The sequence below is a fragment of the Mesorhizobium sp. B1-1-5 genome (assembly GCF_006443065.1).
Taxonomy (GTDB): Bacteria; Pseudomonadota; Alphaproteobacteria; order Rhizobiales; family Rhizobiaceae; genus Mesorhizobium.
In genome coordinates, this window is sequence record NZ_VFWS01000037.1 from 1 (window position 1) to 22,955 (window position 22,955).

At 64.3% G+C, this 22,955-nt stretch carries 22 protein-coding genes and 2 tRNA genes; 5 read left to right on the forward strand and 19 right to left on the reverse strand.

Annotation, left to right across the window (positions count from 1 at the left end; all coding sequences use genetic code 11):
• Nucleotides 1–74 precede the first annotated feature (74 nt).
• The 4 genes from FJ980_RS14150 to FJ980_RS14165 form a co-directional block, all read right to left on the reverse strand.
• Nucleotides 75–494, reverse strand: coding sequence for a VOC family protein (locus tag FJ980_RS14150; protein WP_140543625.1), 420 nt, complete (start codon nt 492–494; stop codon nt 75–77).
• Nucleotides 495–578: 84 nt separating this feature from the next.
• A complete protein-coding gene (locus FJ980_RS14155; RefSeq protein WP_140543627.1) occupies nt 579–1,412 on the reverse strand; it encodes an AraC family transcriptional regulator in 834 nt (277 codons plus the stop codon).
• An 84-nt stretch (nt 1,413–1,496) separates the two neighbouring features.
• Nucleotides 1,497–1,667: a hypothetical protein gene (locus tag FJ980_RS14160; RefSeq protein ID WP_108702979.1), complete on the reverse strand. Its 171-nt coding sequence runs from the start codon at nt 1,665–1,667 to the stop codon at nt 1,497–1,499.
• Nucleotides 1,668–1,720: 53 nt separating this feature from the next.
• The gene (locus FJ980_RS14165) at nt 1,721–2,506 is read right to left on the reverse strand and encodes a TSUP family transporter (protein ID WP_140543629.1); all 786 of its coding nucleotides are present in this window, start codon (nt 2,504–2,506) and stop codon (nt 1,721–1,723) included.
• Nucleotides 2,507–2,729: 223 nt separating this feature from the next.
• Here FJ980_RS14165 and FJ980_RS14170 point away from each other — a divergent pair, with 223 nt between their 5' ends.
• Complete coding sequence (locus FJ980_RS14170; protein WP_140543631.1) at nt 2,730–3,161, forward strand: TerB family tellurite resistance protein; 432 nt, start codon at nt 2,730–2,732, stop codon at nt 3,159–3,161.
• An 87-nt stretch (nt 3,162–3,248) separates the two neighbouring features.
• Here the strand turns inward: FJ980_RS14170 and FJ980_RS14175 are convergent, their stop codons facing one another.
• From FJ980_RS14175 to FJ980_RS14195, 5 genes are all read right to left on the reverse strand, one after another.
• Nucleotides 3,249–4,871 (reverse strand): dipeptide ABC transporter ATP-binding protein, encoded by a 1,623-nt coding sequence (locus tag FJ980_RS14175; RefSeq protein ID WP_140543633.1) that lies wholly within the window; start codon nt 4,869–4,871, stop codon nt 3,249–3,251.
• On the reverse strand, nt 4,868–5,737 hold the full coding sequence (locus tag FJ980_RS14180; RefSeq protein WP_140543635.1) for an ABC transporter permease: 870 nt from the start codon (nt 5,735–5,737) through the stop codon (nt 4,868–4,870). The genes FJ980_RS14175 and FJ980_RS14180 overlap by 4 nt, the downstream gene beginning before the upstream one ends.
• Nucleotides 5,734–6,783 carry an ABC transporter permease gene (locus FJ980_RS14185; protein ID WP_246676415.1) on the reverse strand — a complete coding sequence of 350 codons (1,050 nt, stop codon included), beginning with the start codon at nt 6,781–6,783 and terminating at the stop codon, nt 5,734–5,736. The genes FJ980_RS14180 and FJ980_RS14185 overlap by 4 nt, the downstream gene beginning before the upstream one ends.
• A 28-nt stretch (nt 6,784–6,811) precedes the next feature.
• A complete protein-coding gene (locus FJ980_RS14190) occupies nt 6,812–8,293 on the reverse strand; it encodes an ABC transporter substrate-binding protein (RefSeq protein ID WP_140543637.1) in 1,482 nt (493 codons plus the stop codon).
• A 115-nt stretch (nt 8,294–8,408) separates the two neighbouring features.
• A complete protein-coding gene (locus FJ980_RS14195) occupies nt 8,409–9,686 on the reverse strand; it encodes an acetylornithine deacetylase/succinyl-diaminopimelate desuccinylase family protein (protein ID WP_140543639.1) in 1,278 nt (425 codons plus the stop codon).
• A gap of 261 nt (nt 9,687–9,947) precedes the next feature.
• On the opposite strand from FJ980_RS14195, the gene FJ980_RS14200 reads away from it, so the two are divergent.
• Nucleotides 9,948–10,379, forward strand: coding sequence for a L,D-transpeptidase (locus FJ980_RS14200; RefSeq protein ID WP_140543641.1), 432 nt, complete (start codon nt 9,948–9,950; stop codon nt 10,377–10,379).
• Between the two features lies 1 nt (nt 10,380).
• On the opposite strand, the gene FJ980_RS14205 is transcribed toward FJ980_RS14200, so the two are convergent.
• The 9 genes from FJ980_RS14205 to FJ980_RS14245 form a co-directional block, all read right to left on the reverse strand.
• On the reverse strand, nt 10,381–11,373 hold the full coding sequence (locus FJ980_RS14205; RefSeq protein WP_140543643.1) for a lipid A biosynthesis lauroyl acyltransferase: 993 nt from the start codon (nt 11,371–11,373) through the stop codon (nt 10,381–10,383).
• Between the two features lie 6 nt (nt 11,374–11,379).
• On the reverse strand, nt 11,380–12,408 hold the full coding sequence (locus FJ980_RS14210; RefSeq protein WP_140543645.1) for a zinc-binding dehydrogenase: 1,029 nt from the start codon (nt 12,406–12,408) through the stop codon (nt 11,380–11,382).
• Nucleotides 12,409–12,444: 36 nt separating this feature from the next.
• Complete coding sequence (locus tag FJ980_RS14215) at nt 12,445–13,716, reverse strand: beta-ketoacyl-ACP synthase (protein WP_095764965.1); 1,272 nt, start codon at nt 13,714–13,716, stop codon at nt 12,445–12,447.
• A gap of 78 nt (nt 13,717–13,794) precedes the next feature.
• A complete protein-coding gene (locus tag FJ980_RS14220; protein ID WP_140543647.1) occupies nt 13,795–14,982 on the reverse strand; it encodes a beta-ketoacyl-ACP synthase in 1,188 nt (395 codons plus the stop codon).
• 55 nt (nt 14,983–15,037) lie between these two features.
• Nucleotides 15,038–15,319 carry an acyl carrier protein gene (locus tag FJ980_RS14225; protein WP_027167184.1) on the reverse strand — a complete coding sequence of 94 codons (282 nt, stop codon included), beginning with the start codon at nt 15,317–15,319 and terminating at the stop codon, nt 15,038–15,040.
• 229 nt (nt 15,320–15,548) lie between these two features.
• Nucleotides 15,549–16,691 carry a slipin family protein gene (locus FJ980_RS14230; RefSeq protein WP_140543649.1) on the reverse strand — a complete coding sequence of 381 codons (1,143 nt, stop codon included), beginning with the start codon at nt 16,689–16,691 and terminating at the stop codon, nt 15,549–15,551.
• A gap of 336 nt (nt 16,692–17,027) precedes the next feature.
• Nucleotides 17,028–17,095, reverse strand: a tRNA-Lys gene (locus tag FJ980_RS14235).
• Nucleotides 17,096–17,100: 5 nt separating this feature from the next.
• Nucleotides 17,101–17,171, reverse strand: a tRNA-Tyr gene (locus FJ980_RS14240).
• Between the two features lie 211 nt (nt 17,172–17,382).
• The gene (locus FJ980_RS14245) at nt 17,383–17,931 is read right to left on the reverse strand and encodes a histidine phosphatase family protein (RefSeq protein ID WP_140543651.1); all 549 of its coding nucleotides are present in this window, start codon (nt 17,929–17,931) and stop codon (nt 17,383–17,385) included.
• Between the two features lie 176 nt (nt 17,932–18,107).
• Here FJ980_RS14245 and FJ980_RS14250 point away from each other — a divergent pair, with 176 nt between their 5' ends.
• The 3 genes from FJ980_RS14250 to FJ980_RS14260 all read left to right on the forward strand — a co-directional run bounded on the left by FJ980_RS14250 (nt 18,108) and on the right by FJ980_RS14260 (nt 21,896).
• Complete coding sequence (locus FJ980_RS14250; protein WP_140543653.1) at nt 18,108–19,058, forward strand: AEC family transporter; 951 nt, start codon at nt 18,108–18,110, stop codon at nt 19,056–19,058.
• 170 nt (nt 19,059–19,228) lie between these two features.
• Nucleotides 19,229–20,686, forward strand: coding sequence for an NAD-dependent succinate-semialdehyde dehydrogenase (locus FJ980_RS14255; protein ID WP_140543654.1), 1,458 nt, complete (start codon nt 19,229–19,231; stop codon nt 20,684–20,686).
• 184 nt (nt 20,687–20,870) lie between these two features.
• Nucleotides 20,871–21,896, forward strand: a complete 1,026-nt coding sequence (locus tag FJ980_RS14260) for an aldose epimerase family protein (RefSeq protein ID WP_140543656.1) — start codon at nt 20,871–20,873, stop codon at nt 21,894–21,896.
• Between the two features lie 45 nt (nt 21,897–21,941).
• Here the strand turns inward: FJ980_RS14260 and FJ980_RS14265 are convergent, their stop codons facing one another.
• Nucleotides 21,942–22,859, reverse strand: coding sequence for a sugar kinase (locus FJ980_RS14265; protein ID WP_140543658.1), 918 nt, complete (start codon nt 22,857–22,859; stop codon nt 21,942–21,944).
• Between the last annotated feature and the right edge of the window lie 96 nt (nt 22,860–22,955).

The following is a 22,955-nucleotide window of genomic DNA, read 5'->3' on the forward strand; positions in this document are numbered from 1 at the left end:
GCGCGTCCGCTACGCTCCCGCTCCGCCCGTGGATGACGAAGTCCTTCGCCACCTGGAGCGCGGCGATAACAGAGCTACGCCTTCTCTCCCGCCTTCGGCCAGTAAGTACCGAAGGACCAGACATTGCCTTCCGGGTCGAGGCAGATGAACTCGCGGCTGCCATAGTCGCGGTCGACCAGTTCCTGGATGATTTTCGCGCCGGCCTTCTTGGCACGCGCATAGGCGGCGTCGGCGTCATCGACGGCGATGTAGATCGACTTGCCGCCGCCACCGCCGGGCGCGCCGACCATCTTGCCGTAATCGTCGTCGCGTGCCGTACCCAGCATGATCATCGAGGACCCGAAAGTGAGCTCGGCATGGTGGACGATGTCGCCCTCGCCATAGCGGGCGCGAAGTTCGAAGCCGAAGGCCTCGCTGAGCCAGTCGATCATCTTGGCGGCGTTCCTGTAGCGCAGGGCCGGATAGAGACGGGGTGCTTCGTTTGCTGTCGGCATGACAATATCCCTCGGTCGGTTGATGAATGCCAGTCTGCGCAAAGGCGGTCTCGGCGTCTTGAAGAAATGTTACCTCGCTCAGGCCTACATCGACGTTGCGAGACCGGTCGGCGTTTCGCCGGCCAACTGACGGAACTCGCGCACCAGATGCGCCTGGTCGGCGTAGCCGCAATCGGCGGCGATGTCGGCCCAGTCATGGTCCTGCCGTTTCGACTGGGACAGCGCGCGGTTGAAGCGCACGATGCGTGACAATGTCTTCGGGCCGATGCCGATCGCGTCGGTGAATCTCGCCGCCAGATGCTTGCGGCTCCAGCCGATCTCGCCGGCGAGCGTCGAAATGCGGGTGCGGCCGCCCGACGCAATGACCGCCCTGTAGGCCCAGGCGATTTCCGGTGAAAGCGCATTCGCCTCGACAAGGCGGCTGGTAATGAATCCCTCGGCAATGTCGAAGCGCGCGTTCCAATGCGATGCCTCGCCAAGCCGGTCGCGCAATGCGATGCCGTCAAAGCCCAGCGCATCGTCCAACCCGACCATGCGATCGCGCAACTCGCTCATCGGCAGGCCGAAGAACTGCCTGGCGCCAAGCGGGGTGAAATTGACCTGGACGCAGCAGGCGCCGCCAAAGGATTCGATCATGACCGGCCCGGCATAGAGGCCGGCGGCGAAGCTGGCGTAGCGGTCATTGTCGCCCGGGCTGTGGCCGAGCCCAATGGCAAAGGCTTCGGCGAAGCTGATCACCAGCGGCACGGTCAGCGAAGCATATTCGACGATGCGGAAATGGCCGGGACAGGTCTCGCGATAGCCGCAGATATCGGTGACGATGCCCGCAAGCGAGGCGGCGGGCTTGCGCCGCACCATCTCGAAATGGAGGGCGGGAGAGCGATTATCCTGGCGATGGCGCTCTGGCTCGTCGGACATGATCCGAACCTAGCAGAACACCCCCTCGAAAATCAAAAGCGCCCGGCAGGGCCGGGCGCTCCGAGTTGCCTGAGAATGCTGTGCTCAGGCGCCGCGCATCAAACAGCCGGCGGCGAGCACGATGTAGGCGATAAGCATGATCCAAACGGACGCAAGCGGAATAAATGCAAGAACGCCAAGCGCGGCAAGAAGGCCGATGACGGCGATAACCAACGAAATAATGAACACGATCTGGGTGGGCGCACTGAGATTCATGTCTGGTCCCTCCAACATGATTCGCAACACCAGAACTCTACCAGCAGGAGGCCTCACACACCAACCAGTTGGCGCAAAGGATTGGCGGGGTCGGCCAAGAGCTTGATCGCGAGCGCCACGCACACGACCACCAGCAGCGGCTTGATCAGTTTCGCGCCGGTGCGGATAGCTAGGCTTGCGCCGACACGGGCGCCGATGAACTGCGCCACGCCCATCATCAAGCCGATCTTCCAGTCGATGACGCCGACGGCGGCGAAAACGACGAAGCCGCCGATGTTGGAAGCGAAATTGAGCAGCTTGGTGTGCGCCGTCGCCTTGAGCACGCCGTAGCCGGCAAGCGTGACGAAGGCGAGCATGTAGAAGGAGCCGGCGCCGGGACCGAAGATCCCGTCGTAGAAGCCGATCAGCGGCGGGACGCTCAGTCCGAACAGGAAGGGCGACAGCCGCTCGGCGCGGTCGACGTCGCCCATGTTCGGCTTCAGCGCGAAATAGAGCGCGATGGCGATCAGCAGCACCGGCAGCAGGGCGCGCATGAAATCGCCGGGCACGACGGTCGCCAAAAGCGCCCCGACCGCGCCGCCGGCAAGCGCCAGCGCGGCGGACGGCAGCTGGCGGCGCAGGTCGACCTGACCCTTGGCGGCGTAATGGATAGTGGCCGAGCCGGACCCGAACATGCCCTGCAATTTGTTAGTGCCAAGTGCTGCCACCGGCGAAAAGCCGGCGAGCAGCAGCGCCGGGATGGTGATCAGCCCGCCGCCGCCGGCGATCGAATCGACAAAGCCTGCCGCGAAAGCGGCGGCGACGAGAATAAGGACAGTCTGCAGGGTAAGGTCGATCATCGGGGAGGGGCGCCTGGAAGGAAGCCGCAGCTTCCATCATGCTCGCCCCGTTTGCGCAAGAGCGATTCCACGCCACAGCGGTTCGCCGTCATGCGCCGAACCGCTCTGTTCTTGTTTTGACCTAAATTCCGGTCGGAAGGCTACGGCGAAGTCGCCGAGCCTAAACGCTCACACTTTTCCTGGAATTGCTCTAACAATCCAATCGGAACAGCAAGGGAGCTTGGTGGCGATGGCGCTGCTCGACCAGATACGTTCGATCTTCGACGGTGACCCGGGTGTGCGCAAGGTGGCGGACGACCCTGTGCTGTCGGCGGAATTGCTGATGCTGTTCCGCATGATCCTGGCCGACGGCTCGGTCTCGGAGAGCGAGATGGTCGTCTTCCGGCATATCTGCAAGGAAGCCTTCGGCATTCCGGAGGCCAGCATCGACAGCGTCATCGAATATCTCAACGATTACGGCTACGAGACCAACGGCTCGCAGGCGATCGCGCTGTTCCGCGACCTCGATGTCGAGCGCCGGAAGCTGCTTGCGCGCCACATGGCCGAGATCGCCAAGGCCGATGCCAGGCTGGCGGAGAGCGAGGTGAAGCTTCTGCGCCGCACGCTCGACCTGCTCGACATCAGCCCAGTCGATTTGGTGAAGCCGGAGGACTGAAGCAATTCCAGGACAAGCGTGAGCGTTTAGGCTCGGCGACTTCGCCATAGCCTTCCGTCGGGAATTGCCTCAAACAAGGAAGCTGGCTCACCCCTGTTCCTGCATGCGCCGCGCGATGGCGCGGTGGAGGTCAGGCGCCGCCGCGACCAGCGCCTGCGCCGCTTCCGAGCGCGGATGGTCGAGCACTTCGGCCGCCCGGCCGCGTTCGACAATCTTGCCTTCATGCATGACCAGCACCTCGTCCGCCATGGCGCGGGCGACCGTCAGGTCATGGGTGATGAAGAGATAGGCGATGCCGAGCTTCTGGTTGAGCTCGGCGAAAAGGTCGAGGATCTGGGCGCGGATCGAGACGTCCAGCGCCGATACCGGCTCGTCGGCCACCACCAGCTTCGGACGGGTGATGATGGCGCGGGCGATCGACAGGCGCTGGCGCTGGCCGCCGGAGAATTCATGAGGGTATTTGTCCATGTCGCGCTGGCCGAGGCCGACTTCCTGCAGTGCATGCGCGACCATCTCGCGGCGCTCGGCCTTCGCCGGCTGCTTTTCCAGAAGATGCAGCGGCTCGGCCACCAGCTTCTCGACCTTCTGGCGCGGGTCGAAGGAACCGTAAGGATCCTGGAACACGACCTGCATGTCGCGCCGGGCCGGCTTCAGCGACGACTCCGGCTTGCCCGTGATGGGCTCGCCGCGAAAGCGGATCGTGCCCGCCGTCGGCTTGTCCAGAGCGAGGATCATGCGGGCAAGCGTGGACTTGCCGCAGCCCGAACGGCCGACGAGCGCCACCGATTGCGCGGGCTCGATGGTGAGCGAGACATCGTCGACGGCGCGGATTGGTTGCGCCGGCCGGAACAGAGATTTGCGCCGTCCCGGATAGTTCCGGCCGACGCCCTCGACTTCGAGCAGGGGTTTTGCCGATCCGGCAAGGTGCGGTTTCGGGCGCGCCGGCACGTGCATGGAGGCCAATGCCAACTCGCGCGTATAGGGATGCTGTTGCTCAGACAGCGTGCGCGCGGTTTCGCCGGCTTCCATCACTTCGCCGTTGCGCAGGATGGTCAGGCGATCGGCCATCTCGGTCACCACGGCGAGGTCGTGCGAGATGAGCAGCAACCCCATGCGGTTCTCGCTGACCAGGTCGCGCAAAAGATCGAGGATCTGCGCCTGCAGCACCACATCGAGCGCCGTCGTCGGCTCGTCGGCGATCAGCAGCTTCGGCTTCAGCGCGCAGGCGATGGCGATGACGACGCGCTGGCGCTGGCCGCCCGATAGTTCGTGCGGATAGCGCGACAGCGGGAATTTGGCCTCGGGCAGGCCGACGCGGTCGAGGATTTTTCGTGCGCGCTCCTCGGCCTCGGCGCGGCCCGCCTTGGTGTGCCAGCGAATGCCCTCGGCGACCTGCTCGCCGATCGTCTTGACCGGGTTCAACGCCGTCATCGGCTCCTGGAAGACCATGCCGATATCGTCGCCGCGCAAGGCGCACATCTGGTCCTCGCTCGCGCCGAGGATGTCGATGCCGTCGAAGGCGACGCGGCCCTCGGCGCGGGCCAGATGCGGCAGCAGCCGCATGATTGTCAGCGCCGTCATCGACTTGCCGGAGCCGGATTCGCCGACCAGGCCGACGACCTCGCCCGGTGCTATCGTCAACTCGACGCCTTTCAGGATCGGCGTATCGCCGATCGTAAGCGACAGGTTTTCGATCTCGAGCAGGTTCATATGCGCCGCCGCGATTTCGGATCGAGGATGTCGGCAATGCCGTCGCCGAGCAGGTTCAGCCCAAGCACGGTGACGATGATCGCCATGCCGGGGAAGATCGCCATCCAGGGTGCGATCACCATGCGCGTCTGCGCGTCGAACAGCATGCGGCCCCAGCTCGGCATCGGCGGCTGGGCGCCGAGGCCGACATAGGAAAGCCCGGCTTCGGCGAGGATGCCCAGCGCGAACTGGATCGTGCCCTGGACCAGCAGCAGCGTCGCGACGTTGGGCAGGACGTGCTCGACGGTGATCTGTGTCATGCCCTTGCCGGCGGCGCGCGCGGCAAGGATGAATTCGCGCGGCCAGATGGCTAAAGCGCCCGCGCGGGCGACACGCGCGAAGACAGGTATGTTGAAGATGCCGATGGCAATAATGGCATTGACGGCGCCCGGACCGAAGATCGCGGTGATCATGATTGCCGAAAGCAGCGCCGGAAAGGCGAAGACCAGATCGTTGAGGCGCATCAGCGCCTCGTCGACTATCCCGCCGCGCGCCGCGGCGACGGCGCCGAGCGGCACACCGATGCCCATGCCGATGCCGACCGCGACCAACGCCACGGCGATCGAGTTGCGGGCGCCGACCATGATCATCGACAGGATGTCGCGGCCGAAATGGTCGGTGCCGAACCAGTGCGCCCAGGAGGGCGCCTGCGTCTTGTCGGCGATCACCAGCCTGGCGACGTCGTAAGGCGTCCAGGCAAAGGAGAGGAGCGCGACGGCCACAACCAGCAGCGTAATGATCAAGCCGATCAGGAAGGAGCGGTTGCCGAAGGCCTTGGCCAGCACGCCGGCAAGCGTTTCTTCGGGCAGGTCGACGCGCAGAGTCATTGCCGGCCTCTCGAGCGGTTCCGCGTTTCGCGGAATCGCTGAACCGCTCTCAGTATTTGTTTTGGCGCAATTCCGGACGGAAAACCGCTACGCATTTTTCCTGGAATTGCTCTAAGCCGCGGGTCGACGATGGCGTAGGAGAAATCGACGATGAGGTTGATCAGGATCACGGCGGCGACCAGCAGCATCACGATGCTCTCGACCACGATCAGGTCGCGCTGGGTGATCGCCTGAAAGATCAGCCGGCCGAGACCAGGCAGGTAAAAGACGTTCTCGATAATGATGGTGCCGGCAAGCAGGAAAGCGAATTGCAGGCCGAGGATGGTGAGCACCGGGATCATGGCGTTGCGCAGCGCGTGGCGCCAGAGCACGGCGCGATAGGGCAGGCCCTTGGCGCGCGCGGTGCGGATATAGTCCTCGTTGAGCACCTCGATCAGCGCCGAGCGGGCGACGCGTCCGAGGATCGCCGCCTGCGGCAGCGCGAGCGCGATGGCGGGCAGGAACAGGGATTTCAGCGCCGTCCAGATGCCGGCGCTCCAGCCGGGGAAACCGCCGGCGGGCACCAGCCGCAGCCATACGGCAAACAGATAGATCAGGATCAGCGCGAACCAGAAATTCGGCACGGCGACGCCGAGCTGGGCGGCGCCCATGGCGAGCGTGTCGCCGGCGCGGCCCTGACGGCTGGCGGAGAACACGCCGACCGGAATGGCGATGATGGTCGAGAGCGCCAGCGCGATCAGCGCCAGCGGCAGGGAGACGACGACGCGTTCGCGCACCAGATCGATGACGGGCACCGAATAGGTGTAGGAGCGGCCGAAATCGAGGCTGAGCAAGCCTCCCGCCCAGTGGAGATAGCGCAGCACCAATGGCGCGTTCAGCCCCATCTGGTTGCGCAGCACCTCGACCTGGTCGGCGCTGGCATTGAGGCCCAGCATCAGGCGCGCCGGGTCGCCGGGCAGGATCTCCATGACCGCGAACACCACGATCGAGGCCAGCACCAGGGTGAGGGTGGCGATGATGATGCGTTTCAGGAGATAGGCGGTCATGGGAGGCGATCGGGCGATCGCGCCGGCCTCAATCCGTCCACTTCACCTTGGTCAGATCGTCAGCCTCGATCGGCCAGTTCGTCCACATGCCCTGCAGCTTGGCATCCCAGACGCCAATCTTGGGCAGCTCGAACAGGTAGACGGCGGGCACATCGTGCGCGAGAATCTTCTGCGCCTCGCCCAGCAGCTCCAGCCTCTTGTCCTTGTCGACCGTGGTGCCGAGCTCCTTGATGACATCGTTGAACTTCGGGTTGTCATACTGGAAATAGTAGCCGGGCCGCGAATAGATATCGATGTCGTTTGGCTCGACATGGGAAACAATCGTGAGGTCATAGTCCTTGTTGGTGAAGACCTGGCTCAGCCACTCCGCCCATTCGACCGGAACGATCTGCAGATTGACCCCGATGTCCTTCAGTTGGGACTGAATCACCTGGCCGCCGTCGCGTGCGTAAGGTACGGGCGGCAGCTTGATCGTGGCCGAGAAGCCGTTCTCCAGCCCCGCTTCCTTCAGATACTCCTTGGCCCTGGCGATGTCGTGCGGATAGACGCCGGTGAGATCGACATAGCCCGTATCGGCTGGCGAGAAATGAGAGCCGATCGGCTTTCCTAGACCGTTCGAGGCCGCGGCGATGATGGCACTGCGATCGATCGCGGAGGCGAGCGCCTGCCGCACCGCGAGCTTGTCGAAGGGCGGCTTCTTGTTGTTGATCGACAGGATCGTCTCGCCCTCGGTCGAGCCGATCACGACGCTGAAGCGCGGATCGGACTGGACCTGCGCGAGCGCGTCTTGTGCGGGCATGTTGGCGAAAGCCTGGATATCGCCCGAGAGCAATGCGGGGACAGCCGCGGCCGCGTCCGGCACGATACGGAATGTCGCCTTGTCGAGCGCTGCGGGCGTACCCCAGTACTCCGGATTCTTGACCAGCGTGATCTCGGAACCCTTGGCCCAATGATCGAGCTTGAATGGACCGGTGCCGATCGGCTTGTCCTTGTTGCCGTCGGCCGACCCCTTCGCCACGATCACCGCTGCAACCTGGCCCATGTCGTTGAGGAAACTACCCTGCGGTCCGTCGAGACTGACCTTGACGGTCGCCGGATCGACCGCGGTGACATCGGTGATGTGCGCAAAGAGCTGCTTTTGCGGATTGAGCGAATCCCTGGCACGCGCTCGGTCCAGCGAGAATTTCACGTCGTCGGCGCTGAAGACCGAGCCATCGTGGAACTTCACGCCCGAATGCAGCTTGAACGTGTAGACCTGGCCGTCGTCGGAGACGGCCCAGCTCTCGGCGAGACCTGGCTGAACCTGGCCGTTGTCGTCAATGCGCGTCAGCCCTTCAAAGACATTGGCATAGGTGACTTCGCCGATGGCCGCGGCCGCGCCGGCGGTCGGATCGAGATGCGGCGGCTCAAGCACGATGCCGAGCGTGAGGTCGGTGCGCGCGGCAAAGGCCGACGTGGCGGCGGCAAGCGACAGCACAGCCGCGGCCAGGATGGTCTTCCACAATTTCATCGCTGAACTCCCATTGCTCAAACGTGCTCAGGCTGGCGGATAGAAGCGTGATTTGGCCTGCGAGTAAATTGCGTTTCGTGCTGCCGGGCGGCGCCAGGCGGAATGTTTTTGCGGATCAGCCGGTTGTACCGCGCAAGAGCACATTGAGGCCGATCGCCATCACCTTGGCCGATTCCACCATGTCGGCGATGCCGACCCATTCGTCCGGCCGGTGGGCGAGGTCGAGAATGCCCGGGCCATAAGCGATGCAGTCATAGAGGTGGCCGATGCGCGCGACATGCTTCTGGTCGTAGGTGCCCGGCGAGATCACATAATCCGGTTCGCGGTCGAACACCGCCATGATGCCCTTCGCGACAGCCTTCACCACCGGCGCGTCGCGCTCGGTCATCAGCGGCAGCACCTCCATCAGATCGCGGATCTCGTAGTCGAATTTCTTGCGCTCGCGTTTCAGCCGTTCGAGGATGCCGGTGACTTCGCCTTTGACGGAGGCGATGTCCTCTTCGAGCAGAAAACGCCGGTCGATGGTGAGCCGGCACCAATCGGGCACGTTGGGCGAGGGAAGCCCCGGCCGGAAATCCTCGGTCTGGCCGCCATGAATGGAATTGATGTTCATGGTCGAGCGCCTGGCGCCTTCCGGCACCACAGGCATGCGCGTCATCTTGCGGTCGAGGGCCGGGAACAGCTCGTCCTCGAAGGCCTGCAGCACGGCGCCCATATGGCGCACCGCATTGTCGCCGAGGAACGGCATCGAGCCATGCGCGATCTCGCCCTTGGTCTCGATCTCGGCCCACCACACGCCGCGATGGCCAAGGCAGATGCGATCCTTGTTCAGCGGCTCGGGGATGATGACGTGGTCGACTTTCGGCTTCGAGAAATAGCCGAGCCTCGCCAGATGGGCGACGCCGCCGAAGCCGCCCGATTCCTCGTCCGCCGTGCCCGATATCTCGATGGCGCCGGGGAAATCGGGATAGACTTCCACGAAGGCTTCGACGGCGATGACGGAGGCAGCCAGGCCGCCCTTCATGTCGCAGGCACCGCGCCCATAGACCTTGCCGTCCTTCACTACGCCGGCGAAGGGATCGACGGTCCAGCCGTCGCCGGCCTCGACCACGTCGATATGCGAGTTGAAATGCACACAGGGACCGGGCGAGCGGCCCTCGAAACGGGCAACGACGTTGACGCGCGGGTAGCGGTCGCTGTCGCCGGGCGTGCCCTCGGCACGAATAAACTCGGTTTCGAAGCCGAGCTTCCTGAGACGCGCACCGAGAAACTCGGCGCATGGCCGATAGGCTTCGCCCGGCGGGTTTACGGTCGGAAAGCGGATCAGGTCCGCGGTCAGTGCAACGAGGTCGTCGGTCCGGTCCTCGACCGCCTTGAGAAGTCGCTCATTCATCCGGCGGATTGAAGAAGGAACGCGGCGCTTTTGCAAGCGACCAGTCGCCCATTGCCACACAACGACCGAAGCATGGACCAACGCCTCGCCTAAACTTCAGAGGGTGCGTGGCGCGGCGGCAACTATACCGCGAAAATCGTTCAAATTCATTGGATTGGATAGGCGGTTTCGTCAACGAGTGTGTGGTACTTAACGCATCTGCCGGCAAAAAGATGGAAGAACCGCGCGAATGGCAGGGGGCAATCAAAGGGGTTTGATCGCATGAAAAAGTTCGTTCTCATGGCAACCGTGCTGGCAACCGCGTTGTTCGGCATGTCCATCGCAAGCCGGGCGGCGACGCTGGTCGCCAATATCGACGTCTCCTCGCAGACCATGACCGTCAGCAAATACGGCCAGGTGGTTTATCGCTGGAGCGTGTCGACCGCGCGCAAGGGCTATTTCACGCCGCGCGGCAGCTACCGGCCGCAATGGACCGCCCGGATGTGGTATTCGCGCAAGTATGACAACTCGCCGATGCCGTATTCGGTGTTCTTCCACGGCGGCTACGCCATTCACGGCACCGGGTCGGTAAGAAATCTCGGGCGCCCGGCGTCGCATGGCTGCGTGCGCCTGCATCCGTCCAACGCCGCGACCTTCTATTCGATGGTCAAGGAAGTCGGTTTCGGCAACACACGGATCGTCGTCACCAACTGACCTAAAGGCCGGCTGCCGCCTTTGCCTGTCCGCGCTTGCGGCGACGGCCGCTGATTTCCCAGCGCTTGTGGAACCACATCCACTGGCCGGGGTCCTCACGCACCCAGCGCTCGACCACATCGGTGAGAAGCTGGGTGGTGGCACTGACATCGACGCTGCCGCCTTCGGTGCGCGGCAAGCTCAGCCTGTCCTCGATTTCCAGGCGGAAGCGGTTGCCCGGCAGCCTGACGCAGCGGGCGGGGTAGACATCGCAGTCGTAGTGGCGGGCCAGCATGCCGAGCATCGGATTGCTCTGGCATGGGCGGCCGAAGAAAGTCGTCTCCACGCCGCCCGAGAATTTCTGATCGACCAGCACGCCAATATTGCCGCCCTTTTCGAGGATGGCGGCAAGGGCGAAGGACGCGCCGGCGGCGGAGGGCAGCAGGGCGCCCATCGAGGAGCGGCGCGTCGAGTGAATGTAGTCGGCGAGATAGGGGTTGTTCGGCGGGCGAAACAGCGCCGTGATGTTCATGCCGAAGGTGGCCGCTGCCACCGGCAGCAACTCGAAATTGCCGAGATGGCCGGTGAACAGGATATGCGGCTTCTTCTCGCCGGCGATCTCGTGGAAATGCTCGACGCCGCCGACCTCGACCCGGCCCGGCTTCGAAGCGTTTGGATCGAAGTCAAACAGCGCGTCGAGGAAGATGTATTCGGCGGCGAGGCGGGCCATGTTGCCCCACATGTCGCGCGCGATGGCTTCGATCTCGGTGTCGCTCTTTTGCGGATAGGCAAGGCGCAGATTGTTGACGGCAACGCGGTGGCGCCCGACCATCGGGCCGATGCGGCGGGCGACGCGGTCGGCGAAGTTGAGCGCCCTGTCCGGCGGCAGAAGGCGCAGCAGCGAGAGCAACACGATGGCGAGCTTGGCGACCAGCCAATGCTCCAGCTGGCGCAACCGCCGGCCGTAGCGGAACATGAAGTCCCGGCGGGCTTTCCTGAACACCTTGCCGACCATCGTGTCTTAGGAAACGCGCAGGATGATCTTGCCGAAGACGTCGCGGCCTTCCATGCGCTTCAGCGCGGCGTCGATGTCGTCGAAGCCGACTTCGGTATCGATGACCGGCGCAACGAGGCCGGCCGCCATCTTCTGCATGGCGTTGGCCATGTTCTCCATGCGGCAGCCGAAGGAGCCGAGCAGCTTCAGCTGCTGCTGGAAGAGCTGCATCAGGTTGACCTGCGTCGACACGCCCGAGGTCGAGCCGCAGGTGACGAGACGGCCGCCGCGCTTCAAGCACAGCATGGAACCGGCGAAGGTGTCGGCGCCGACATGCTCGAACACCACATCGACACCCTTCTTCCTGGTCAGCTTGCGCACGACGCCTTCGAAACGATCCTCGCGGTAGTTGATGACATGGTCGGCGCCAAGCGCCTTGGCCTTGTCGATCTTGTCGTTCGAGCCGACCGTGGTGATGACCGTGCAGCCCATCTTCTTGGCGAGCTGGATAGCAGCGGAGCCGATGCCGGAGCCGCCGGCATGAACGAGGACGGTTTCGCCCGGTTCCAGCCTGGCATTGTCGAACAGCATGTGCTCGACCGTGCCGAAAGTAACCGGAGCGACCGCCGCGCCGATCTCGGTGACGCCGGGAGGCGCGGGCACCAGAAGACGCGCCGGCAGGTTGATCTTTTCCTGGGCAAAGCCGTCGAGGTGGAAGCCATGCACGCCGGAAACATGCTCGCACAGATTATCGCGGCCTTCGCGGCAGGCGCGGCAGAGCCCGCAGGTACGCGCGCCGTAGATCGACACCAATTGTCCCGGCAAGAGGTTGGAGACGCCCGGTCCAACCGCCTCGACCTCGCCGGCGGCTTCGGCGCCGACGACCAGCGGCAGCTTGCGCTTGGCAAACGCCATGCCGCGCCAGCCCCAGACGTCGATATGGTTGAGCGCCACCGCCTTGATGCGGAGCGTCACTTCGCCCAGCGAAGGCGGCGGGGGAGGCGCCAGGTCCACCGTTTCAAGGCGGCGGTCCTCGATAAGTTGCAATGCGCGCATGTGGCCTGTCGGGTCTGTAAGAGCGGAAAAGTCCGCTTAGACCGGTTCCCGCGCCATGACAAGGCAGGTGTTCTGGCCGCCGAAGCCGAAGGAATTCGACAAAACCGTGCCCACTTCGGCGTTGCGCTTCTTGTTCGGCACGACGTCGAGCACGATGGCCGGATCGGGATTGTCGTAATTGATCGTCGGCGGGATGACGCTTTCGCGCATGGTCATCAGCGAGAAGGCAGCCTCCACCGCGCCGGCGGCCGACAGGGTGTGGCCGATCATCGACTTGTTCGACGAGATCGGCATCGAGCCGATGCGCTCGCCGAAGACGGTGGACAGCGACAGGTGCTCCATCTTGTCGTTCTCGGGCGTCGAGGTGCCGTGCGCGTTGACATAGTCGATCTCGTCTTCGCCGAGGCCCGCATCGGCAAGAGCGGCGCGCACCGCCGCGATCGCCGGCGAGCCGTCGGGCTTGGAGCGGGTGCGGTGAAAATCGTCGGCCTTCTCGCCGCAGCCGCGCATGATGCCGAGGATCGTCGCGCCGCGCGCAAGGGCGCCTTCCAGTGATTCCAGCACCAGCGCGCCGGAGCCTTCAGCCAGCACGAAGCCGTCGCGGTCCTTGGAGAAGGGCTTCGAGGCCTTTTCGGGGATATCATTGTGGGTGGAAAGGGCCGAGAGCAGCGAAAAGCGGATCAGCGCTTCGGCGGTGGCCGAGCCGTCGGCGCCGATCGACAGCGCCTTGTCGCACTCGCCGCGCCGGATCGCCTCGACCCCGAGCTGGATGGCGGTGGCGCCCGAGGCGCAGGCCGTCGACAGCGTGATCGGCAGGCCACGCGTGCCGAAGCGGTCGGCCAGGCGATCGGCGATCGAGCCGAACTGCGTGGTCTCGAAGACATCCAGCTCCTTCAATCCGCGCGCCACGCGCAGCAACCTTTCGGCACCGGCGTCCTGCTTGTCGGAATTATAGAGCGAGAAGCGGTCGATCCAGTCGAGCTCGACCGGCGGCGAGGCCAGGAACAGCGGGCCGCCGAAATCGCCGGACTCCAAACCAGCTTCCGAGACGGCCTCCTGGGCCGCCGTCTCGGCCAGTTCGTAGGTGAGGTGGCTGGCGCCCTTCGAGCTCGACGGCAGGAAGTCGACCATGCCGGAAATGCGGGTGTTGAGGTGGTCGACCGGAAAGCGGGTGATCGGATGGATGCCGGATCTGCCCGAGGTCAGCGCCGCCCAGTTGTCGGCCTTGCCGACGCCGAGCGAGGTCACCACGCCGATGCCGGTAACGGCGACGATCGGCCTGCCCATGTGGTCGCGAAGATTGGCCATGCTTTGTCTGCCTCGTTATCGAGCAATTCCAGGAAAAGTGTGTAGCGGTTTTCCGCCCGGGAATTGCGAAAAACCGATCTAAGCGGCTTTAACCAGCCCCAGGCCCTCGAATTGGTGATAGCCGACCGCGGTTGCAAGGACGGAATTGGGGGCGCCTTCGAATGGACGCTCCACCGTGGCATCGAAGGCAGGATAGCCGGCGCCGCGATCGACGGCCATTGCCGCGAGCGCAACCGCAAAGGGGAATTGAGCCTCCTTCATATGGCCGGTCAACGTCGAGAAGGCGCGCACGGCCAAAGCCGGGTTGGCATCGAGAACGGCCTTTTCGGCCGCCGTCGCGGCGTGGGCGCCGGAGGCTGCGGAAATCGTGAGCAGATCGCCGTCGGGAAGGGCGGCCTGCTTCAGCAGCGCAGCAATCTCAGAATTCAACTCGTCTTGCCGGCGCCTGGCGCGGCCGGAGACGACGGGGCCAAGCTCGGCGTAGATCTTGCGGCCCCGGTTCTTTGCGTGCTCGCGCTGCTCGAGCACCAGGAAGGCGCCGCCGGAGCCCGTCACCACGCCGCCGCCTTCGGCGCCCTGGCGTTGCCAGACCGGCTTCCATGGGCCGCGATGCAGGTAGCCGGCAAGCTCGTAGCCGAGCAGCATGTCGGAATGCTCGGTCTGGAATGCGCCGCCGACCAGAACATGGGTCGACTGTCCCGAGCGGATGCGCGCCGCCGCCGTCTCGACGGCCGAGACGCCGGCGCCTTCCTCGCCCATGAAGGTGCGCGACGAACCGGTGACCTTGTGGACGATCGAGATGTTGCCGGCGAGCAGGTTAGAGAGCTGGGCCAGGAACAAAGTCGGCCGCAGTTCCGTGGTCAGCTTCTCGTTGAGCAGCACGTCGCGGTCGTTGCGGCTCTCGGAGGCAGCCAGGATCGCGGCATCGACGGCTTCGTCGCGCTCGCCGCCGCCGGCCGCCACCACCATGTCCATGGTGGCGCAAAGCTCGTCATTGCCCTTGATGCCGGCATCGTCGAGCGCCAGGCCGGCGGTGTAGGTGCCGAGACGCTGCCAGGTTTCCATCTGACGCTGGTCGCCGCGCTTGGCGATCTGCAGGTTCCAGTCGATCTCCGGCAAGGGATGGATGGTGTAGGGCGCAAAGCGCTCTGCCTCGAGCACCGGCTCAAGGCCCGGTCGGGCGAGCTTCTGCCAATGCGCATCAGGGCCCTCTCCAAGCGAAGAGACAAGGCCGATGCCGGTGATGACGACGTCGTGAGAACTCATGGGCGGCTGTTGTGGGTCAGCTGGCGGGGCGCGTCAAGACCGCGCCCGAGCCGGCTCAGGCGGCCTTGGCCGCGACCAGCGCGTCGATCTTGGCGCACAGGTTCTTCATGACGAAGTAGTCGTCGGTCGAGGCCTTGCCGTCATTGACCTCCTGCGTCCACTTCTCGAGCGGTACCTTGATGCCGAATTCCTTGTCGATGGCAAAGACGATGTCGAGGAAATCGAGGCTGTCGATGCCGAGATCGTCGATCGTGTGGCTCTCGGGCGTGATGGTGTCGATATCGATCTCGCTGGTGTCGGCAATGATCTTGGCGACTTTCTCGAACGTGGTGGACAAGGGCTCTTCCTTCGGTTGCGGGCGGAATCTGTCCGCATCTTGTTTGGGCGCTGTCTAATCGGTTTTTCCCGGCAGGAAAAGGCCTGACGCGCCGGGGCAGATGGGATGTCGGCTTTGGGAACGCAAGAAGGGCCGCCGGCCTGCCCGGCGGCCCCTCCCATTTGACGTCGCGTCAGCCTTGTTTCGCATGCCGTCTTCCCAAAGCCGGAACCAGTTTGGGCGACATGCATCAGTCGCGGAGCTTGACCAGGTCGTTGAGCAACCCGCCCGTCCCGTTGTGGACGGTGAGCCGCTCGACCTTGCCGGCGATCGCCTCGAGAGCCTCAAGCTCCTTCAGTCGCAGCATCACCGGGTTCTCGGCCATCACCTTGGCCGTGTTGAGCAGCGAACGGGTGGCGTTCGTCTCCTCGCGGCGGCGGATGACGTTGGCCTCGGCCTGCTTCTCGGCCGAAACCACCTGGTTGAGGATCTCGCGCATGTCGCCCGGCAGGATCACATCCTTGAGAGCGATATCGCTGACCTCGACGCCGATCGCGGCCATGTCGTCGCGCACCTTGGCAGCCGCGTCCTCGTCGACCGTGACCTTCTTGTCGAGGATCTGGTCGAGCGTGAGCGCGCCAAGCGTCTTGCGAAAGGCATACTGCAGGGCGCGGTAGAGGGCTTCGGAGAAGTCCTTCACCGTGCTCACCGCCGTCACCGGATCGACCACCCGGTATTCGGCGGCGATGTTGACACGGATCGTCACGCGATCCTTGGTCAGCACTTCCTGCCCGGCGACATCGAGCGACTGGCGCTTGACGTCGACGACCTTCACCTGGACCATGCGCCCGACATTCCAGAAGGCGTGCACACCCGCGGCAAGCGTGCGGGTGTAGACGCCATCCACGAACAGCAACCCGACCTGGCCGTCAACGACCGGATAGAGGAACACATGTTCCGTCTTCCGGGCCTGGCCGATCCGGCGCATCAAGGCCGGATCGACGGCGAGATCGGCCGCCGTGTCGACGGACGTGACCTTCCACGGGCCGGCATCCGTCCACAGCACGAGCTTGCGATCCGGGTTGAGCACGGCATGCAAGGCGCCGTCGCGCTCGACGACGGTGACGTCGGTACGCCCGGTGCGGACGACGGTGAGGTGACGCGCGGCCACATCAGGGAGCTTGTCGAACAACGCCTTCTCGTATGCCGAAACGAATTCCGGGTTCTTCAGGTCGTGCCTGGAGATTTCCAGGTTGCCGCGCCGGTTGGCGAGCCAATGCTCGCCCGGCATCAGGATCGCCAGGATCTCACCCTTGTAGAGGGCGACGGCACGTTCATTTTCCTTCACGAGGACGCGCTGGCGTCCAAGAAGCTTTTCGAGAATGGTCTTCATTGTCTTACTCCTGTCGGCATGGCCCCATGCGAGGCGTCACGTCATGCGTCGATCGTCCTTTCGTTTCTCGTTTCACGTCGTCGTCTCCCGGGCACGAATGATCCGGAGACCGGTGGCATCGGCGCATGGCGGGCCTTCGGGAGCGGATCGCGGGGCGGCGAAGCGGGCGCCGGAAACCGAAGCTTCCTTTGCCGGCCGCGCCGCGCCTTGATCGTCACCGCGGGCCTGGCCGCGAGCCGATGGCGCAGGACATCGCCGCCCGGCGAGGCCGAAGCCTTGCCGTCCGTGAAGTCCCCGCATTCCGGTCCCCGGACCGTTTTCGGATGGCGTATCAGGCCAATGGAGAAGGATTCGAACCTTCGACAGTCAGATTAAAAGTCTGATGCTCTTCCAGCTGAGCTATCCGTGATGCAGATGACGGGACTCGAACCCACAACCTCCGGATTATGTCCGGCGCTCTCCCAGTTGAGCTACATCCGCGATCCCAATCCCCGAAACGGCGCCGTACACAGCGCGGCAGAGCCGGCTGCGCGGGCGGAGGCGAAAGCTCCAAACCGCTGTGCTCGCTTCGGTTTTCGTGACCGGGAGCGCGCCTATAGACCCTGCGACGGGTTGTCGCAAGCGGCATTGTCGCGGCGGATTTGCGGCTTCTTCCAGGAGTTGTATTTCGGCAACACTAGCCGGCGACGCCTTAGAAGGTGACCCGTCCCAGCACCTTGAGACCATCACCGTCCGGCGCCACCACCACGGCCTCGCCCTCGCGCGGCGCGACGCCGGTGAGCGCCTCGATGTTTTCCACATGCGTGACCAGCACCAGATTGTCGGAGCCGGAATAGCCGCGGATCTCCTTGATGATCGCGGCCATTTGCGCGGCCTTTTCGGCCGGGTCGGTTTTGAGCAGATCGAGCGGCGCGAAAGGCTGCGGCTCGGATTCGAAAGCGATGCGGGCAGTATCGAGGCAGCGGCAGTAGCGGCTGGAGAGCACGTGATCGATCGGCGCCGCGCGCGCCGCGAACAGCGCGCCGATGCGGCTTGCCTGCTGCTTGCCGCGCTCCGACAGGTTGAGCTGGGTGGCGCAATTGCCGATGTCGAAATTGGCCGGGTCGGCAGCTCCGGTGACGAAGGCGTGGCGAAGCAGCACGACGCGGCCGCCGTCGCGCAGCAGCGCCCACCCCGCGTCGGTCGCGTGGGCCAGGGTGGGAACGGCAAGCAGGAAGAGCGCCAGGGCAAGTCGCAGCATTCGGAAGTCCTATGACAGCCCGCAAAGGCAAGGTCGTGATTGGCATATAGGGACCGCAAAGCAGGCTGAAAGACAAGCAGCGAGGCAGCAGAGCAAATGGAGCGCCGGTTCCGTTCGAGGCGATTGCACCGCAGTCAGGGCTCGCCTATCACGGGAAAAATGTCTCCGCCCAAGAAATGACTCCGCTTACCGAAACCGTCCTCTTCGTCTTCAGCCTTGTGGCGCTCGGCTATCTGACCGGGGTCACCGGCTATCTGAAGCCGGCGAGCGGGGAGGGCATTTCCGAATTCGCCATTAGCGTGGCGATGCCGCTGCTGCTCTTCCGGACCATGGTCAAATCGGATTTCCATGGCGTAACGCCCTGGTCGCTGTGGGGCGCCTATTTTGCGGCCGCCGCCATCACCTGGGCCACGGGCCATCTGATGATGACGCGCGTTTTCAAGCGAGATGCACGCGCGGGCATCGTCGGCGGTGTGTCCTCGGCTTATTCCAATGTCGTGCTGCTCGGCGCGCCCTTCGTCCTCGGCATATTCGGCGCCAGCGGGTTCGAGGTGCTGTCGCTGCTGGTCTCGGTCCACCTGCCGATCATGATGATGGCCTCGATCGTGCTGTTCGAGATGTTCGGGCGCGGCAGCGGCGAGACGGTGCATCCGCTGCGCGTCGTCAAAAACTTCCTCAGGCGCCTGTTCCTCAATCCGCTGATCATCGGCATCCTGGTGGGGCTCGGCTGGCGCCTGACCGGCGCGCCGCTGCCGGATCTTGTCGAACGGTTGGTCAATACGCTCGCCGACACGGCCGGTCCGGTGGCGCTGTTCGCCATGGGGCTCAGCCTGCGCCGCTTCGGCATCTCCGGCAATATCAGGCCGGCGCTGGCGCTGTCGGTGCTGAAACTGTTCGTGATGCCGGCGCTGGTGCTGGCCTTCGTCTGGCTGCTCGGCCTGCCGCCGCTGACGGCCAAGGTCGCGGTGGTGGTTGCGGCACTGCCTTCGGGCATCAACTCCTATCTGATCGCCGTCCAGTTCAACACCGGCCAGGCGCTGGCCTCGAACCAGATGACGCTTGCCACCGCCAGCGCGGTGGTGACCACCTCGTTCTGGCTGACGGTGGTGATCCACGTCTTCGGATAGAGCCGCTGAACGCGGCTCGCTTTTGCTGGCCTAACCCCTATATGCCATCTTGCGATTGCTTGCCCGCCTTTCCCTAGGTAAGAGCAATGCGCCGGCGTGCGGCTCTTGAAGCACGCTTCAACGGATATTCAGAAAAACGGCCGATCAGCGCGCCGAACGGAGGCCAGACCATGCTTCAGAAAACCAGCCATTTCATGCGCCAGGCCAATCTCATCAATGGTGAATGGGTGCAGGCCGACAGCGGCCAGACCATCGACGTCAACAATCCGGCGACCGGCCTCAAGATCGGCACCGTGCCTAAGGCCGGCAAGGCCGAGACCCGCCGGGCCATCGAGGCAGCGGAGGAAGCTTTCAAGAGCTGGCGCAAGACCACCGCGCTCGAGCGTTCGAAGCTCCTGCGCAAGCTGCATGACGCGATGATGGACAATCAGGATGTGCTGGCCGAGCTCTTGACCATCGAGCAGGGCAAGTCGCTTAGCGAATCCAAGGGCGAGATCGGCTCGGCCGCCAGCTACATCCTGTGGTTCGCCGAGGAAGGCCGCCGCGTCTATGGCGACATCGTGCCGTCGCCATGGGGCGACCGCCGTATCCTGGTGACTAAGGAGCCGGTGGGCGTCATTGCAGCCATCACGCCGTGGAATTTCCCGTCCTCGATGCTTGCCCGCAAGATCGGCCCAGCTTTGGCCGCCGGCTGCACCGCGGTGGTCAAGCCCGCCTCGCAGACGCCCTATTCGGGCCTCGCCTGGGGCGCGCTCGTCGAGGAAGTCGGTTTCCCGAAAGGCGTCGTCAATGTCATCACCGGTTCGGCCGGCGAGATCGGCGACGAGATCTGTGCCAACCCGCTGGTCAAGAAGATCACCTTCACCGGCTCGACCGAGGTCGGCAAGATCCTGATCCAGAAGTCGGCCGCGACGGTCAAGAAAGTGTCGATGGAGCTCGGCGGCAACGCACCGTTCCTGGTCTTCGACGACGCCGATGTCGATCGCGCGGTTGCCGGCGCCATCACGGCCAAATACCGCAATTCCGGCCAGACCTGCGTGTGCACCAACCGCTTCCTGGTGCAGGCCCGCATCTACGACAAATTCGTTGAGAAGCTGGCTGCCGCCAGCAACAACCTCAAGGTCGGCTCGGGCCTCGAGGAAGGCGTGCAGCAGGGGCCGCTGATCGACGAGAAAGCGGTCGAGAAGGTCGAAGAATTCATCGCCGATGCGACGTCGAAGGGCGGCAAGGTCGTCGCCGGCGGCAAGCGCCATGCGCTCGGCGGCTCGTTCTTCCAGCCGACGGTGATCTCCGGCGCCACGCCGAACATGCGCTTCATGAAGGAAGAGATTTTTGGGCCGATCGCGCCCGTGTTCAAGTTCGAGACCGAGGAAGAGGCGGTGGCCTTGGCCAACGACACCGAATTCGGCCTTGCCGCCTATTTCTACACCGGCGATCTCGGCCGCGCCTTCCGCGTCATGGAAGGCCTGAAATACGGTATGGTCGGCGTCAATGAAGGCCTGATCACCACGCCCGAGGCGCCGTTCGGCGGCGTCAAGGAATCCGGTCTCGGCCGAGAAGGCGGGCATCAGGGCATCGAGGACTATCTCGACACCAAATATGCCTGCTTCGGCGGCCTCGGGCTCTGATATCGATCCCCGGAACAGGGCAGGCGACCGGAGCAGTCTACCGTTTCAGAAAAACAGTGGACTACTCTTTCGCTTTGTTTTGGCGCAAAACCGCTGCGCACTTTTCCTGGAATTGCTTTAGCCTACCCTTGCCGGATGATGCGCAGCCGGCCTAAATCCACGGATCGGAAACGACATTTCGGGCATGGCGATGAAAGACGGCGAGGTCTTCGGCACGACACAGGCGGGCGAGGCCGTGCGCCGCTTCACAATTCGCGGCGGCGGCATCACGGCCAACATCATCGGGCTCGGCGCCATCATCCAGGACCTCAGGCTGAGCGGGCATGACGCGCCGCTGGTGCTGGGCTACGACCGCTTCGAGCCCTACGAGACCGACCGCGCCTTCTTCGGCGCCGTCGTCGGCCGCTTCGCCAACCGCATCGGCGGCGGCCGCTTCACCATCGCCGGCAACCGCTTCCAGACCGAGCAGAATTTTCTCGGCAAGCACACGCTGCATGGCGGCTCGGAAGGCTATTTCCGCCGGCCGTGGACGGTCTCGCTGCATGGCCGCGATTTCGTGACGCTGACGCTGCACGATCCGGACGGCGCGATGGGCTTTCCCGGCGCGCTCGACGTCACCTGCACCTACCGGCTGAAGATCCCAGGCACGCTCAGCATGGAGCTGACCGCGACCTGCGAGGAGCCGACGCTCTGCAACCTCGCGCAGCATTCCTATTTTAATCTCGACGACGGCGGCGCCGGCGACATCCTCGATCACCGGCTGATGCTCAACGCCGGCGCCTACACGCCGGTCGATGACGAGATTATCCCCACAGGTGTCGTGAAGCCGGTCGACGGCACGCCCTACGATTTCCGGCAGGCGCGGCCGCTGCGCATGGAAATGGAAGGCGAGCAACTTCGCTACGACCTGAATTACTGCCTGGCCTCCAGCCGCGGGCCGCTGCACCAGGCTGCCTGGGTGCAAGGCGCCAATTCCGGCGTCGAGATGGAAGTCTGGACCACCGAACCGGGACTGCAGCTCTATAGCGGTCAGTTCGTCGCGCCGACATCGCCGGGGCTCGACGGCCGCCGCTACAAGGCGTTTTCAGGCCTTTGCCTCGAAGCGCAGATCTGGCCGGACGCGCCGAACCGGCCTTATTTCCCGCAGGCGACGCTATGGCCGGGGCAGATCTATCATCAGGTGACGGAATATCGGTTCCGCTTGCCCTAAAGTTTATCGATTTTGAAGTAATTCTCGCCCAAGCTTCGATAGCGCTTAACTGTCGAAGGCCATCCGCAAGGTCTCAAATGGCGCTAGCGCGCCGCGAACCTGCACCACCGCGGCGGCGACTTTGTGGGCGCGGCGCGCCGCGTCGGCAGGCGCGTGGCCGGCAAGCCGGGCGGCGAGATAGCCGCCGTTAAAGGAATCGCCGGCGCCGGTGGTGTCGACGGGGACAGCCACATGCACCGCGTCGACAGTTTGTGAAGCGCCGTTCAGCGCAATCAGGGCCGGCTGCTCGCCGTTCTTGACCACGACCTCGCCGGTCAGCTTGCCCAGGCGCTTGGCTGTGACCTCCGGGGTCTCATCGCCGAACAACATCTGCTCGTCCGGAAAGGTCGGCAGCGCGATGTCGGTCACGTCTAGCGCTTCGAGGATCGCGGCCTGCGCCGCCGCGCGGCTCGGCCACAGACGCGGCCGGTAGTTCGGGTCGAAGGCGACGAGGGAGCCGGCCTTGCGGGCAGTCGCCACGGCCAAGAGGAGGGTTTGGCGCGCCGCCGCGTCCAGAATTGCCAGGGTGATTCCGGAAAAATAGACAAGCGCCTGGCTTTCAAGGCTTTTTGCCAGTGCTGCCGGATCCGAGGCGAGCTGGCGCGCGGCCGCGTCGCTTCGCCAGTAGGTGAAGGCGCGCTCGGCTCCGGTAAGCGTTATGGCGTAAAGGCCGGGGCGCGCGCCGGCAATGACCGGGCTGTTGCCCACGCCTATGCCATTCTCGGCAAAGAAGGCGATCTGGTCGTGCGAGAAGGGATCGTCGCCGAAGGCCGTCACATAGGTCGCGGGCCGATCCGGGCTCAAGGCGTGCAATGCCCAGAGCGTGTTGAAGGTATCGCCGGCAAAACCCATGCGCCAGTTCGGGCCAGCCTGGCCCGACAGTTCCAGCATGCATTCGCCGATCGATGCGATACCATTGGCCATGCGGGCTTATCCCTTCCTAACATCTTGTTGCTGTAGCTTTTTGCGGCCGGCAGCGCCATGCTTGGCTACCGGCGATTTTTGCGCCAGAAGCGATTT

What these genes read in the sequence shown, in the direction of transcription:
- FJ980_RS14150 (WP_140543625.1), bottom strand. Translation starts at nt 494, where the DNA reads ATGCCGACAGCAAACGAAGCACCCCGTCTCTATCCGGCCCTGCGCTAC.
- FJ980_RS14155 (WP_140543627.1), bottom strand. Translation starts at nt 1,412, where the DNA reads ATGTCCGACGAGCCAGAGCGCCATCGCCAGGATAATCGCTCTCCCGCC.
- FJ980_RS14160 (WP_108702979.1), bottom strand. Translation starts at nt 1,667, where the DNA reads ATGAATCTCAGTGCGCCCACCCAGATCGTGTTCATTATTTCGTTGGTT.
- FJ980_RS14165 (WP_140543629.1), bottom strand. Translation starts at nt 2,506, where the DNA reads ATGATCGACCTTACCCTGCAGACTGTCCTTATTCTCGTCGCCGCCGCT.
- FJ980_RS14175 (WP_140543633.1), bottom strand. Translation starts at nt 4,871, where the DNA reads ATGAACCTGCTCGAGATCGAAAACCTGTCGCTTACGATCGGCGATACG.
- FJ980_RS14180 (WP_140543635.1), bottom strand. Translation starts at nt 5,737, where the DNA reads ATGACTCTGCGCGTCGACCTGCCCGAAGAAACGCTTGCCGGCGTGCTG.
- FJ980_RS14185 (WP_246676415.1), bottom strand. Translation starts at nt 6,783, where the DNA reads ATGACCGCCTATCTCCTGAAACGCATCATCATCGCCACCCTCACCCTG.
- FJ980_RS14190 (WP_140543637.1), bottom strand. Translation starts at nt 8,293, where the DNA reads ATGAAATTGTGGAAGACCATCCTGGCCGCGGCTGTGCTGTCGCTTGCC.
- FJ980_RS14195 (WP_140543639.1), bottom strand. Translation starts at nt 9,686, where the DNA reads ATGAATGAGCGACTTCTCAAGGCGGTCGAGGACCGGACCGACGACCTC.
- FJ980_RS14200 (WP_140543641.1), top strand. Translation starts at nt 9,948, where the DNA reads ATGAAAAAGTTCGTTCTCATGGCAACCGTGCTGGCAACCGCGTTGTTC.
- FJ980_RS14205 (WP_140543643.1), bottom strand. Translation starts at nt 11,373, where the DNA reads ATGGTCGGCAAGGTGTTCAGGAAAGCCCGCCGGGACTTCATGTTCCGC.
- FJ980_RS14210 (WP_140543645.1), bottom strand. Translation starts at nt 12,408, where the DNA reads ATGCGCGCATTGCAACTTATCGAGGACCGCCGCCTTGAAACGGTGGAC.
- FJ980_RS14215 (WP_095764965.1), bottom strand. Translation starts at nt 13,716, where the DNA reads ATGGCCAATCTTCGCGACCACATGGGCAGGCCGATCGTCGCCGTTACC.
- FJ980_RS14220 (WP_140543647.1), bottom strand. Translation starts at nt 14,982, where the DNA reads ATGAGTTCTCACGACGTCGTCATCACCGGCATCGGCCTTGTCTCTTCG.
- FJ980_RS14230 (WP_140543649.1), bottom strand. Translation starts at nt 16,691, where the DNA reads ATGAAGACCATTCTCGAAAAGCTTCTTGGACGCCAGCGCGTCCTCGTG.
- FJ980_RS14245 (WP_140543651.1), bottom strand. Translation starts at nt 17,931, where the DNA reads ATGCTGCGACTTGCCCTGGCGCTCTTCCTGCTTGCCGTTCCCACCCTG.
- FJ980_RS14250 (WP_140543653.1), top strand. Translation starts at nt 18,108, where the DNA reads ATGACTCCGCTTACCGAAACCGTCCTCTTCGTCTTCAGCCTTGTGGCG.
- FJ980_RS14255 (WP_140543654.1), top strand. Translation starts at nt 19,229, where the DNA reads ATGCTTCAGAAAACCAGCCATTTCATGCGCCAGGCCAATCTCATCAAT.
- FJ980_RS14260 (WP_140543656.1), top strand. Translation starts at nt 20,871, where the DNA reads ATGGCGATGAAAGACGGCGAGGTCTTCGGCACGACACAGGCGGGCGAG.
- FJ980_RS14265 (WP_140543658.1), bottom strand. Translation starts at nt 22,859, where the DNA reads ATGGCCAATGGTATCGCATCGATCGGCGAATGCATGCTGGAACTGTCG.